This window comes from Pelomonas aquatica (assembly GCF_026712205.1).
GTDB lineage: Bacteria > Pseudomonadota > Gammaproteobacteria > Burkholderiales > Burkholderiaceae_C > Pelomonas > Pelomonas aquatica.
In genome coordinates this window covers 20,805-33,608 of the sequence record NZ_JAPPUW010000035.1, presented here as the reverse complement: position 1 = coordinate 33,608, position 12,804 = coordinate 20,805, and the positions used below count along the sequence as shown (strand labels likewise).

The window sequence follows — 12,804 nt, the reverse complement described above, 5'->3', positions numbered from 1 at the left end:
AACGTCGGCATCACCGTGAAGCTGATCGCGCCGATCGCGATGGAGCAGGGCCTGCGCTTCGCCATCCGTGAAGGTGGCCGCACCGTCGGTTCTGGCGTCGTCGCCACGATCCTCGAGTAAGTTTTCAAGGCCACAGGGGCATAGCTCAATTGGCAGAGCGTCGGTCTCCAAAACCGAAGGTTGGGGGTTCGAGACCCTCTGCCCCTGCCACCCGCCACTGATCACGGCGGTTGGATCCCGGCAAACCAAGCATCGGCCCGCGGGAGAGATCTCGGCGGGCCTTGCTGCTGATGGCTACGGGCCGCAGCAGCATCCGAACAGCCACCCCAGGTGGCGCGTGAAAGTGAAGTGATGGCGAATCCTCCCCAAGTCGAGACCGTGACCAGCGGCGCCGACAAGGCCAAGCTGGCCGCTGCGGTGCTGCTGCTGATCGGCGCGCTGGCGGCCTATTACGGCCTGGCCAAGCAAGGCGCGCTGGTGCAGTGGGCCTCGCTGCTCGTGCTGCTGGCTGCCGGCGTGGCGGCCTTCTTCACGTCCGAGCACGGCAAGGCGCTGATCGCCTACGGCCGCGACTCGTCGCGCGAGGTCAAGAAGGTCGTCTGGCCGACCCGCAAGGAAGCGACCCAGATGACGGGCTATGTGTTCGCCTTCGTCGTCGTCATGGCGCTGTTCCTGTGGATGACCGACAAGACGCTGGAATGGGTGCTCTACGACCTGATCCTGGGCTGGAAGCGCTGATCGCAAGGAATCCGAATGTCTGAAGAACAAGTCGTCACGACCGAAGCCCCGACGGGCCCGCCCAAGCGCTGGTACGTCGTCCATGCCTACTCGGGCATGGAAAAGGCCGTCGAACGCAATCTGCGCGAGCGCATCGACCGCGCCGGCATGCAGGACAAGTTCGGCCGCATCCTGGTGCCGACCGAAGAAGTCGTCGAGCTGAAGAACGGCAAGAAGGCCGTCACCGAGCGCCGCTTCTTCCCCGGCTACGTGCTGGTCGAGATGTTCATGGATGACGAGTCCTGGCACCTGGTGAAGCACACGTCCAAGGTGACGGGCTTCGTCGGCGGCGCCAAGAACCGCCCGGCCCCGATCTCGGAAGCCGAGGTCATGAAGATCGTCAACCAGATGCAGGAAGGCGTCGAGAAGCCCCGGCCCAAGGTCGAGTGGACGGTCGGCGAGGTCGTGCGCGTCAAGGAAGGCCCCTTCACCGACTTCAACGGTTCGGTCGAAGAGGTCAACTACGACAAGTCCAAGGTCCGTGTGTCGGTCACGATCTTCGGCCGTGCCACGCCGGTCGAGCTGGACTTCGCGCAGGTTGAAAAAGTCTGACGACACGTCGTCAGACTTTTCGCCGCTGCCCGCAGGGCTAAGGCAAAAGGTCCGACCGGCGTCGCTGATGCTTCAAATGAACTGATTGCCTCAATTTCGAGCATCAGAGTAGAATTCCGGGTTCGGCTGGCGACCCTGACGTCGGCCCGTGACCAGTCTGCAACGAGAGGCGGACAAGAGGAGCAAAGGTAAGGACTGGATCGGAAAGATCTGGCCCGAGTCCGATGCGCTAGCACTCAGGTGATTCTGCGAGGCCGCAGGGTCACTGGATTGGAGAAAACATGGCCAAGAAAATTGTCGGCTTCATCAAGCTGCAAATTCCGGCCGGCAAGGCAAATCCTTCGCCGCCGGTGGGTCCCGCGCTGGGTCAGCGTGGCCTGAACATCATGGAGTTCTGCAAGGCGTTCAACGCCCAGACTCAGCAAGGCTACGAGCCAGGCATGAAGCTGCCGGTGGTCATCACCGCGTTCGCAGACAAGAGCTTCACCTTCATCATCAAGTCGCCCCCGGCGACCGTGCTGATCAAGAAGGCCGCGAAGATCGAGAAGGGTTCGCAGCGCCCCCACCTGGACAAGGTCGGCAAGCTGACCCGCGCCCAGCTGGAAGAGATCGCCAAGATCAAGACCAAGGACCTGACGGCCGCCGACATCGACGCCGCCGTTCGTACCATCGCCGGCTCCGCCCGCTCGATGGGCATCATCGTGGAAGGGGTCTGACATGGCCAAGCTCACCAAGAAGCAAAAGGCTCTGGCTGGCAAGGTCGAGTCGACCAAGCTGTACGCGCTGACCGAAGCCCTGGACCTGGTCAAGAGCCTGGCCAGCGCCAAATTCGATGAGTCCATCGACGTCGCCGTGCAACTCGGCATCGATGCCAAGAAGTCTGACCAGGTCGTGCGCGGCGCCGTCGTGCTGCCCAACGGCACCGGCAAGACCAAGCGCGTGGCCGTGTTCGCCCAAGGCGCCAAGGCCGAGGAAGCCAAGGCCGCCGGCGCCGATGTCGTCGGCATGGAAGACCTGGCCGAGCGCGTCAAGGCGGGCGACATGCCCTTCGACGTGGTCATTGCCTCGCCCGACACGATGCGCGTCGTCGGTACCCTGGGTCAGATCCTGGGCCCGCGCGGCCTGATGCCCAACCCCAAGGTCGGCACCGTGACCCCGGACGTCGCCACCGCCGTCAAGAACGCCAAGGCTGGCCAGGTCCAGTTCCGCGTCGACAAGGCCGGCATCATCCACGGCACCCTCGGCCGTCGTTCGTTCGACACCGACGAGCTGGAAGGCAACCTGCGCGCGCTGATCGAGGCCCTGAACAAGGCCAAGCCGGCGTCGAGCAAGGGCATCTACCTGCGCAAGGTCGCCGTGTCCTCGACGATGGGCGTCGGCGCCCGCGTCGAAATCGCGTCGATCAACGCTCAAGCCTCGGCGGCTTGACGTAAAGAATCTGCTCGGGGCGAGTCTGGCCCCGGGCGACAAGATTGGTGGGGCGCTGGCCCGGGCAACCGGGTCGGCGCGTCATCCAAGACCGCTGGTGGAGACCCCTTAAATCGACGTCGCAAGACCGAGAACCAGCGCAGATGGCGGTCCCGCTGAAAGAAGTTCGTTCCTGACGTGTTTCTTATCAGATGGTCGCTGAATCCCTGGCGCTCTCGAAGCCGCAAGGCCGAGGGAGCAAACGTGAGGAGTAGACCTTGAGTCTCAATCGCAACGAGAAAGCAGCCGTCGTGACCGACGTGGCAGCGCAAGCCGCCAAGTCGCAAACGCTCGCGCTGGCCGAGTACCGTGGCCTCACCGTGGAAGCCTTGAACAAGCTGCGCGTCGACGCGCGTGCCAAGGGTGTCTATCTTCACGTGCTGAAGAACACCCTGGCCCGTCGCGCCGTCGCCGGCACCCCGTTCGAGGCGGCCTCGGAGAGCATGGTCGGTCCGCTGATCTACGGCTTTTCGGAAGACGCTGTCGCGGCTGCCAAAGTCATCGCTGACTTTGCCAAGACCAACGACAAGCTTGTCATCAAGGGCGGTGCCTACGGCGGCAAGGCTCTGGACGTGAACGGCGTGAAGGCGCTGGCATCCGTCCCGAGCAAGGAAGTGCTGCTGTCGCAAATCGCCGGCCTGCTGCTGTCGCCGGTGCAACGCACCGCGGCCGTGCTGGCTGCCCTGGCCCAACAGCGTGGTGGTGGCGAAGTTGCCGCCGAAGCGCCCGCAGCCTGATCGACGAACACCGCGTATCCACGCAACCCATCTGTTATTTAGGAACACATCATGGCATTCGATAAAGACGCTTTCCTGACCGCTCTGGACAGCATGACCGTTCTGGAACTGAACGATCTGGTCAAGGCAATTGAAGAGAAGTTCGGCGTGTCCGCCGCTTCGATGGCTGCTCCGGCCGCCGGTGGCGCGGCTGGCGGCGCCGCTGCCGCTGCTGAAGAGAAGACCGAGTTCAACGTCGTCCTGACCGACGCCGGCGCCCAGAAGGTCGGTGTCATCAAGGCCGTCCGCGAAATCACCGGCCTGGGCCTGAAGGAAGCCAAGGACCTGGTCGACGGCGCTCCGAAGAACGTCAAGGAAGGCATCTCCAAGGCCGACGCCGAAGCCGCCGTGAAGAAGCTGGTCGAAGCCGGCGCCAAGGCCGAAATGAAGTAATTCGACGAGGGCACGGCTACTGCGCCGGCCGATCTCGAGCCTTCGATGCTCGCCGTACGCCAGTACGGCTCCGCGTCTCAGGCCCGACCTCGACCGGCTCGCGACGCCGCTCCCTCGCCGAATCCGGGTCGTCCGGATTCAAAAAAGGGGTGGCCTTCGGGCTTCCCCTTTTTCGTCTTTGCGGGTTTGTCCCGTAGAGAACAGCTGAAAGAACCGCGCGCGGTATGATGCGCGGTTCTTTCACGTGTTCTCTGATCCGACTGCAGAGAACCAGTTTGGTCGGACTTTGGTCAGCATCTGTTGCGGGGCCGAAGTTGTCCGCCAGCGGTTGGTAGTGGCCAACCACCAAGCTAGGCAGCCGCCCGTCCTGGGTGTGCGAGCCAGCCAGTCGCCGACGCGGTGCGTCCCACGGCCGGGGATGCACTCGACACGGAGTGTTTATGGCGCAAGCAACCCCCTACAGCTATACCGAGCGCAAGCGGATCCGCAAGAGCTTCGGCAAGCGCGAGAGCGTTCTCAACGTTCCCTATCTGCTCACGATGCAGAAGGACAGCTACGTGGCCTTCCTGCAGAAGGACGTACCCCCCGCCAAGCGCAAGCCCGAAGGCTTGCAGGCGGCCTTCCTGTCGGCGTTCCCGATTGTTTCGCACAACGGTTTCGTCGAGATGAAGTTCCTCGAGTTCAACATCGCCAAGCCGCCGTTCGACACCCGTGAGTGCCAGCAGCGGGGGTTGACCTACGCCGCCGCCGTGCGTGCGCGCCTGCAGATGATCATCTATGACCGTGAGTCGCCCCAGGCGAAGACGGTCAAGGAGATCAAGGAGCAGGAGGTCTACATGGGCGAAGTGCCCCTGATGACCGACTACGGCTCCTTCATCGTGAACGGTACCGAGCGCGTCATCGTGTCGCAGCTGCACCGTTCGCCGGGCGTGTTCTTCGAGCACGACAAGGGCAAGACCCACTCGTCGGGCAAGCTGCTGTTCAGCGCCCGCATCATTCCCTACCGCGGCTCCTGGCTGGACTTCGAGTTCGACCCGAAGGACATCCTCTACTTCCGCGTCGACCGCCGCCGCAAGATGCCGGTCACCATCCTGCTCAAGGCCATCGGCCTGAACCCCGAGCAGATCCTGGCCCACTTCTTCGTGTTCGACAACTTCCGCCTGATGGACGTTGGCGCGCAGCTCGAATTCGTCGCCGACCGCCTGAAGGGCGAAGTGGCCCGTTTCGACATCGTCGACAAGTCGGGTGCCGTCATCGTCGAGAAGGACAAGCGCATCACCGCCCGCCATGTGCGCCAGTTGGAGCAGTCCGGCACGCAGCACATCTCGGTGCCGGAAGACTTCCTGGTCGGCCGCGTGCTGGCCAAGAACATGATCGACGCCGACACCGGCGAGATCATCGCGAAGGCCAACGACGAGCTGACCGAAGCGCTGCTGAAGAAGCTGCGCGCCGCCGGCGTCAAGGAAATCCAGTGCCTGTTCACGAACGAGCTGGACGAAGGCGCCTACATCAGCCAGACGCTGGCCTCCGACGAGACCGACAGCCAACTGGCCGCCCGCGTCGCGATCTACCGCATGATGCGCCCCGGCGAGCCGCCGACGGAAGACGCCGTCGAGGCCCTGTTCAACCGCCTGTTCTACAGCACCGACACCTACGACCTGAGCCGTGTCGGCCGCATGAAGTTCAACGCGCGCGTCGGCCGTGACACGCCCGAAGGCAACATGAACCTGTCCAACGAGGACATCCTTGACGTCGTCAAGATCCTCGTCGAGCTGCGCAATGGCCGCGGCGAAGTGGACGACATCGACCACCTCGGCAACCGCCGCGTGCGCTGCGTCGGCGAACTGGCCGAGAACCAGTACCGCTCGGGCCTCGCCCGCATCGAGAAGGCCGTCAAGGAGCGCCTCGGCCAGGCCGAGACCGAAGCGCTGATGCCGCACGACCTGATCAACTCCAAGCCGATCTCCGCGGCGCTGAAGGAGTTCTTCGGTGCGTCGCAGCTGTCGCAGTTCATGGACCAGACCAATCCGCTGTCGGAAATCACGCACAAGCGCCGTGTTTCCGCCCTGGGCCCGGGCGGTCTGACCCGCGAGCGCGCCGGCTTCGAAGTCCGCGACGTGCACCCGACCCACTACGGCCGCGTCTGCCCGATCGAAACGCCTGAAGGCCCGAACATCGGCCTGATCAACTCGCTGGCGCTGTTCGCCCAGCTCAACGAGTACGGCTTCCTAGAGACGCCCTACCGTCGCGTCGTCGACGGCAAGGTGACCGACCAGATCGACTACCTGTCCGCCATCGAGGAAGGCAAGTACGTCATCGCGCAGGCCAACGCGACGCTGAACGCCGAGGGCTCGCTGACCGACGAACTGGTGTCTGCCCGTGAGAACGGCGAATCGGTGCTGACCTCGCCCGAGCGCATCCAGTACATGGACGTGGCGCCGACGCAGATCGTGTCCGTCGCGGCCTCGCTCGTGCCCTTCCTGGAACACGACGACGCGAACCGCGCACTGATGGGCGCCAACATGCAGCGCCAGGCCGTGCCGGTGCTGCGTCCCGAGAAGGCCTTCGTCGGCACGGGCGTCGAGCGCGTCGCCGCGAAGGACTCGGGCACGGTGGTCGCGGCGCGCCGCGGCGGCGTGGTCGACTATGTCGACACGAACCGCATCGTGATCCGCGTCAACGATGACGAGACCGTGGCCGGCGAGGTCGGTGTCGACATCTACAACCTGATCAAGTACCAGCGCAGCAACCAGAACACCAACATCCACCAGCGCCCCATCGTGAAGCGCGGCGACAAGGTGGCGGCCGAGGACATCATTGCCGACGGCGCCTCCACCGACATCGGTGAGCTGGCCCTGGGCCAGAACATGCTGGTCGCGTTCATGCCCTGGAACGGCTACAACTTCGAAGACTCGATCCTGATCAGCGAACGCGTCATCGCCGAAGACCGCTACACCTCGATCCACATCGAGGAACTGGTGGTCAACGCGCGCGACACCAAGCTGGGCGCCGAGGAAATCACCCGCGACATCCCCAACCTGTCCGAGCAGCAACTGGGCCGCCTGGACGAGTCGGGCATCGTCTACATCGGTGCCGAAGTGAACCCGGGCGACGTGCTGGTCGGCAAGGTCACGCCCAAGGGCGAGACGACGCTGACGCCGGAAGAGAAGCTGCTGCGCGCCATCTTCGGCGAGAAGGCTTCGGACGTGAAGGACACGTCGCTGCGCGTCGACCAGGGCACGCAGGGCACCGTCATCGACGTGCAGGTCTTCACCCGTGAAGGCATCCAGCGCGACAAGCGCGCCCAGCAGATCATCGACGACGAGCTGAAGCGCTACCGCCTGGACCTGAACGACCAGCTGCGCATCGTCGAGAGCGACGCCTTCGACCGTATCGAGAAGCTGCTGAACGGCAAGATCGCCAACGGCGGCCCGCAGAAGATCGCCAAGGGCACCAAGATCGACAAGGACTACCTGGCCTCGGTCGAGAAGTTCCACTGGTTCGACATCCGTCCCGCCGAGGAAGAAGTCGCCAACCAGCTCGAATCGATCAAGAACGCGCTCGACCAGACCCGCCACAGCTTCGACCTGGCCTTCGAAGAGAAGCGCAAGAAGCTGACGCAGGGCGACGAGTTGCCCGCCGGCGTGCTGAAGATGGTCAAGGTCTACCTGGCCGTCAAGCGCCGCCTGCAGCCTGGCGACAAGATGGCCGGCCGTCACGGCAACAAGGGCGTGGTGTCCAAGGTCACCCCGATCGAAGACATGCCCTATATGGCCGACGGCACGCCTGCCGACATCGTGCTGAACCCGCTGGGCGTCCCGTCGCGGATGAACGTGGGCCAGGTGCTGGAAGTGCACCTGGGCTGGGCCGGCAAGGGCATCGGCCAGCGCATCGGCGACATGCTGCAGCAGCACAGCAAGGTGGCCGAGCTGCGCAAGCTGTTCGACGAGCTCTACAACCAGAGCGGCGGCAAGACCGAGAACATCGACGAGCTGACGGACGACGAAGTGCTGGAGATGGCCGGCAACCTCGCCAAGGGCGTGCCCTTCGCGACCCCGGTCTTCGACGGCGCCAAGGAAGAAGAAATCCGCGGCATGCTGAAGCTGGCCTACCCGGACGACATCGCCGCCAAGAAGGGTCTGACCGCCACGCGCACCCAGGCCTGGCTGTGCGACGGCCGCACCGGCGAGCAGTTCGAGCGCCCGGTCACCGTCGGCTATATGCACGTGCTGAAGCTGCACCACCTGGTGGACGACAAGATGCACGCCCGTTCGACCGGCCCGTACTCCCTCGTCACGCAGCAGCCTCTGGGCGGCAAGGCGCAGTTCGGCGGCCAGCGTTTCGGCGAAATGGAAGTCTGGGCGCTGGAAGCCTACGGCGCGTCCTACATCCTGCAGGAAATGCTGACGGTCAAGTCCGACGACGTGAACGGCCGGACCAAGGTCTACGAAAGCATCGTCAAGGGCGAACACGCCATCGAAGCGGGCATGCCCGAATCGTTCAATGTGCTGGTCAAGGAAATCCGCTCCTTGGGCATCGACATTGAACTGGAACGCAATTAAGGAGCAGATGCATGAAGGGACTACTCGACCTTTTCAAGCAATTCACCCCGGATGAGCATTTCGATGCCATCAAGATCGGCCTGGCCTCCCCGGAGAAGATCCGCAGCTGGTCGTTCGGCGAGGTGAAGAAGCCCGAGACCATCAACTACCGCACCTTCAAGCCCGAGCGTGACGGCCTGTTCTGCGCCAAGATCTTTGGTCCGATCAAGGACTACGAGTGCCTGTGCGGCAAGTACAAGCGCCTCAAGCACCGCGGCGTCATCTGCGAGAAGTGCGGCGTTGAAGTCACGCAGACCAAGGTGCGCCGCGAGCGCATGGGTCACATCGACCTGGCCGCGCCCTGCGCCCACATCTGGTTCCTGAAGTCGCTGCCGTCGCGTCTGGGCCTGGTGCTCGACATGACGCTGCGCGACATCGAGCGCGTGCTGTACTTCGAGGCCTATGTCGTCGTCGACTCGGGCATGACGCCGCTGAAGAAGTTCTCGATCATGAGCGAGGACGACTACGACGCCAAGCGCGTCGAGTACGGCGACGAGTTCATCGCGCTGATGGGCGCCGAGGGCATCAAGAAGCTGCTGGAGGAGATGGATCTCGACATCGAGATCGATCGCCTGCGCAACGACATGACCGGCTCCGAGCTCAAGGTCAAGAAGAACTCCAAGCGCCTGAAGGTCATGGAAGCCTTCAAGAAGTCCGGCATCAAGCCGAACTGGATGGTGCTGGACGTGCTGCCCGTGCTGCCGCCGGACCTGCGTCCGCTGGTGCCGCTGGACGGCGGCCGCTTCGCGACCTCCGACCTGAACGACCTCTACCGTCGCGTCATCAACCGCAACAACCGCCTGGCCCGCCTGCTGGAGCTGAAGGCCCCCGAGATCATCGTGCGCAACGAAAAGCGCATGCTGCAGGAAGCCGTCGACTCGCTGCTGGACAACGGCCGCCGCGGCAAGGCCATGACCGGCGCGAACAAGCGCGCCCTCAAGTCGCTGGCCGACATGATCAAGGGCAAGAGCGGTCGCTTCCGTCAGAACCTGCTGGGCAAGCGCGTCGACTACTCGGGTCGTTCGGTCATTACCGTGGGCCCGACGCTCAAGCTGCACCAGTGCGGCCTGCCCAAGCTGATGGCGCTGGAGCTGTTCAAGCCCTTCATCTTCAGCCGTCTCGAAGCCATGGGCATCGCGACGACGATCAAGGCCGCGAAGAAGGAGGTCGAATCCGGCACGCCGGTGGTCTGGGACATTCTTGAAGAAGTCATCAAGGAACACCCGGTCCTGCTGAACCGCGCCCCGACGCTGCACCGCCTCGGCATCCAGGCCTTCGAGCCCGTGCTGATCGAAGGCAAGGCCATCCAGCTGCACCCCCTCGTCTGCTCGGCCTTCAACGCCGACTTCGACGGTGACCAGATGGCCGTCCACGTGCCGCTGTCCATCGAGGCGCAGATGGAAGCCCGCACGCTGATGCTGGCCTCCAACAATGTGCTGTTCCCGGCCTCCGGCGAGCCCTCCATCGTGCCGTCGCAGGACGTGGTGCTGGGCTTGTACTACGCCACCCGCGAGCGCACCAACGGCAAGGGCGAAGGCCTGATCTTCTCGGACATCCCCGAGATCATCCGCGCGCTGGAGAACGGTGCCGTCGAGATCACCGCCAAGATCAGCGTGCGCCTGACCGAGTGGACCAAGAACAAGGAAACGGGTGAGTTCGAGCCCGAGACCAAGCTCGTGGACACCACCGCCGGCCGCGCGCTGCTATCGGAAATCCTGCCCAAGGGCCTGCCCTTCAGCAACATCAACAAGGCACTGAAGAAGAAGGAGATCAGCCGGCTGATCAACACCTCCTTCCGCAAGTGCGGCCTGAAGGAAACCGTGGTGCTGGCCGACAAGCTGCTGCAAAGCGGTTTCCGCCTGGCCACGCGCGCCGGCATCTCCATCGCCATCGACGACATGCTGGTGCCCGCGCAGAAGCACACGCTGATCGAGCGCGCCGAGAGCGAGGTCAAGGAGATCGAGCAGCAGTACGTCTCCGGTCTCGTGACCGCCGGCGAGCGCTACAACAAGGTCGTGGACATCTGGGGCAAGGCCGGTGACGAAATCGGCAAGAAGATGATGGACCACCTGAAGGTCGAGAAGACCGTGGATCGCAACGGCAAGACCGTCGACCAGGAGTCCTTCAACTCGATCTACATGATGGCCGACTCGGGTGCCCGCGGTAGCGCGGCCCAGATCCGCCAGCTGGCCGGCATGCGCGGCCTGATGGCCAAGCCTGACGGCTCCATCATCGAGACGCCGATTACCGCGAACTTCCGCGAAGGCCTCAACGTTCTGCAGTACTTCATCTCCACGCACGGCGCCCGCAAGGGTCTGGCCGACACGGCGCTGAAGACCGCGAACTCCGGCTACCTGACGCGCCGCCTCGTCGACGTGACCCAGGACCTGGTCGTCACGGAAGACGATTGCGGCACCGACAACGGCATGGCCATGCGCGCCCTGGTCGAAGGCGGTGAAGTCATCGAATCGCTGCGCGACCGCGTGCTCGGCCGCGTCGCCGCGATCGACGTCGTCCACCCCGAGACGCAGGCCCCGCTGCTGGCCGCCGGCAACATGCTCGACGAGGACGTCCTCGATGTGCTGGAGCAGGCCGGCGTCGACGAGATCAAGGTCCGCACGCCGCTGACCTGCGGCACGCGCTTCGGCCTGTGCGCCAAGTGCTATGGCCGCGACCTCGGCCGCGGCGGCCTGGTCAACGTCGGTGAGGCCGTCGGCGTCATCGCCGCCCAGTCCATCGGCGAACCCGGCACGCAGCTGACGATGCGGACCTTCCACATCGGCGGCGCCGCGTCGCGCGCGGCCGTTGCTTCGAGCGTGGAAGCCAAGTCGGACGGCATCATCGGCTTCAACGCGACGATGCGCTACGTGACCAACGGCAAGGGCGAGCTGGTCGTGATTTCCCGCTCCGGCGAGATCATCATTGCCGACCCGCACGGCCGCGAGCGCGAGCGCCACAAGGTGCCTTATGGCGCGATCCTGAACATCAAGCCCAGCCAGGCCATCAAGGCCGGCCTGGTGCTGGCGAACTGGGATCCGCTGACCCGCCCGATCATCACGGAATTCGCCGGCCAGGCGAAGTTCGAGAACGTCGAGGAAGGCGTGACCGTCGCCAAGCAGGTGGACGAGGTGACCGGCCTGTCGACCCTGGTCGTCATCGACCCGAAGCGCCGCGGCGCCGCCAAGGTCGTGCGTCCGCAGGTCAAGCTGCTGGACGCGCAGGGCCACGAGGTCAAGATCCCCGGGACCGACCACTCGGTGGCCATTGGCTTCCAGGTCGGCGCGCTGATCCAGATCCGCGACGGTCAGGAACTGCTGCCCGGTGAAGTGCTCGCCCGCATCCCGGTCGAAGGCCAGAAGACCCGCGACATCACCGGCGGTCTGCCGCGTGTCGCCGAGTTGTTCGAAGCGCGAAGCCCGAAGGACGTCGGCGTGCTGGCCGAGCAGACCGGCACGGTGTCGTTCGGCAAGGAGACCAAGGGCAAGATCCGCCTGCAGATCACCGACCCCGACGGCAAGGCCCACGAGGAACTGGTGCCCAAGGAAAAGAACATCCTGGTGCACGAAGGCCAGGTGGTCAACCGTGGCGAACTGATCGTCGACGGCGCGGCGGACCCGCAGGACATCCTGCGCCTGCTGGGCATCGAGGAACTGGCGCGCTACATCGTCGACGAAGTCCAGGACGTGTACCGACTCCAGGGCGTGAAGATCAACGACAAGCACATCGAGGTGATCGTTCGCCAGATGCTGCGTCGCGTGACCATCACCAACCCGGGCGATTCGCACTACATCCTGAACGAGCAGGTCGAGCGCTCCGAGCTGCTGGACACCAACGACAAGCTGCGCAAGGAAGGCAAGATGATTGCCACCCATGCGGACGTGCTGCTGGGCATCACCAAGGCCTCGCTGTCGACGGATTCCTTCATCTCCGCTGCGTCCTTCCAGGAAACCACCCGCGTGCTCACCGAGGCGGCCATCATGGGCAAGCGCGACGAGCTGCGTGGCCTGAAGGAAAACGTCATCGTCGGCCGCCTGATCCCGGCTGGCACCGGCATGGCCTTCCACGAGGCACGCCGCGCCAAGGAAGCGATGGACGACGCCGAGCGCCGCGCCATTGCCCTGCAGGAGGCTGAAGAGCTGGCCGCCGCGCAGATGGCAGGTGTGGACGCCGGCGACGGCGCCGCCGAGTAAGCGCCACGGGGCCTTCGCCCCTCAAGCCGCCCCGGTTCAGGCCGCGGG

General features: G+C 64.5%; 9 protein-coding genes and 1 tRNA gene. All 10 read left to right on the top strand.

Annotation, left to right across the window (positions count from 1 at the left end; all coding sequences use genetic code 11):
- A partial coding sequence (locus NYP07_RS23065; protein ID WP_436434918.1) for an EF-Tu C-terminal domain-related protein occupies positions 1 to 120 on the top strand: 120 nt, incomplete at its 5' end.
- Between the two features lie 14 nt (positions 121 to 134).
- Positions 135 to 210 (top strand) — tRNA-Trp (locus NYP07_RS23060).
- A gap of 141 nt (positions 211 to 351) precedes the next feature.
- Positions 352 to 738, top strand: a complete 387-nt coding sequence (gene secE, locus NYP07_RS23055) for a preprotein translocase subunit SecE (protein WP_268154405.1) — start codon at positions 352 to 354, stop codon at positions 736 to 738.
- Between the two features lie 15 nt (positions 739 to 753).
- Positions 754 to 1,329, top strand: coding sequence for a transcription termination/antitermination protein NusG (nusG, locus tag NYP07_RS23050; RefSeq protein ID WP_268154403.1), 576 nt, complete (start codon positions 754 to 756; stop codon positions 1,327 to 1,329).
- A 281-nt stretch (positions 1,330 to 1,610) separates the two neighbouring features.
- Positions 1,611 to 2,045, top strand: a complete 435-nt coding sequence (gene rplK / locus NYP07_RS23045; RefSeq protein ID WP_268154401.1) for a 50S ribosomal protein L11 — start codon at positions 1,611 to 1,613, stop codon at positions 2,043 to 2,045.
- Between the two features lies 1 nt (position 2,046).
- Positions 2,047 to 2,757 carry a 50S ribosomal protein L1 gene (rplA, locus tag NYP07_RS23040; protein WP_268154399.1) on the top strand — a complete coding sequence of 237 codons (711 nt, stop codon included), beginning with the start codon at positions 2,047 to 2,049 and terminating at the stop codon, positions 2,755 to 2,757.
- Positions 2,758 to 3,014: 257 nt separating this feature from the next.
- Positions 3,015 to 3,533: a 50S ribosomal protein L10 gene (gene rplJ / locus NYP07_RS23035; RefSeq protein WP_268154397.1), complete on the top strand. Its 519-nt coding sequence runs from the start codon at positions 3,015 to 3,017 to the stop codon at positions 3,531 to 3,533.
- Between the two features lie 51 nt (positions 3,534 to 3,584).
- Complete coding sequence (gene rplL, locus NYP07_RS23030; RefSeq protein ID WP_025564475.1) at positions 3,585 to 3,965, top strand: 50S ribosomal protein L7/L12; 381 nt, start codon at positions 3,585 to 3,587, stop codon at positions 3,963 to 3,965.
- A 440-nt stretch (positions 3,966 to 4,405) separates the two neighbouring features.
- Complete coding sequence (gene rpoB, locus NYP07_RS23025) at positions 4,406 to 8,527, top strand: DNA-directed RNA polymerase subunit beta (RefSeq protein ID WP_268154394.1); 4,122 nt, start codon at positions 4,406 to 4,408, stop codon at positions 8,525 to 8,527.
- Between the two features lie 11 nt (positions 8,528 to 8,538).
- Entirely contained in the window at positions 8,539 to 12,756 is a 4,218-nt protein-coding gene (rpoC, locus tag NYP07_RS23020) for a DNA-directed RNA polymerase subunit beta' (protein ID WP_268154392.1), read from the top strand.
- The last annotated feature ends 48 nt before the right edge of the window (positions 12,757 to 12,804 follow it).

What these genes read in the sequence shown, in the direction of transcription:
- rplA (WP_268154399.1), top strand. Translation starts at nt 2,047, where the DNA reads ATGGCCAAGCTCACCAAGAAGCAAAAGGCTCTGGCTGGCAAGGTCGAG.
- nusG (WP_268154403.1), top strand. Translation starts at nt 754, where the DNA reads ATGTCTGAAGAACAAGTCGTCACGACCGAAGCCCCGACGGGCCCGCCC.
- secE (WP_268154405.1), top strand. Translation starts at nt 352, where the DNA reads ATGGCGAATCCTCCCCAAGTCGAGACCGTGACCAGCGGCGCCGACAAG.
- rplL (WP_025564475.1), top strand. Translation starts at nt 3,585, where the DNA reads ATGGCATTCGATAAAGACGCTTTCCTGACCGCTCTGGACAGCATGACC.
- rpoC (WP_268154392.1), top strand. Translation starts at nt 8,539, where the DNA reads ATGAAGGGACTACTCGACCTTTTCAAGCAATTCACCCCGGATGAGCAT.
- rpoB (WP_268154394.1), top strand. Translation starts at nt 4,406, where the DNA reads ATGGCGCAAGCAACCCCCTACAGCTATACCGAGCGCAAGCGGATCCGC.
- rplK (WP_268154401.1), top strand. Translation starts at nt 1,611, where the DNA reads ATGGCCAAGAAAATTGTCGGCTTCATCAAGCTGCAAATTCCGGCCGGC.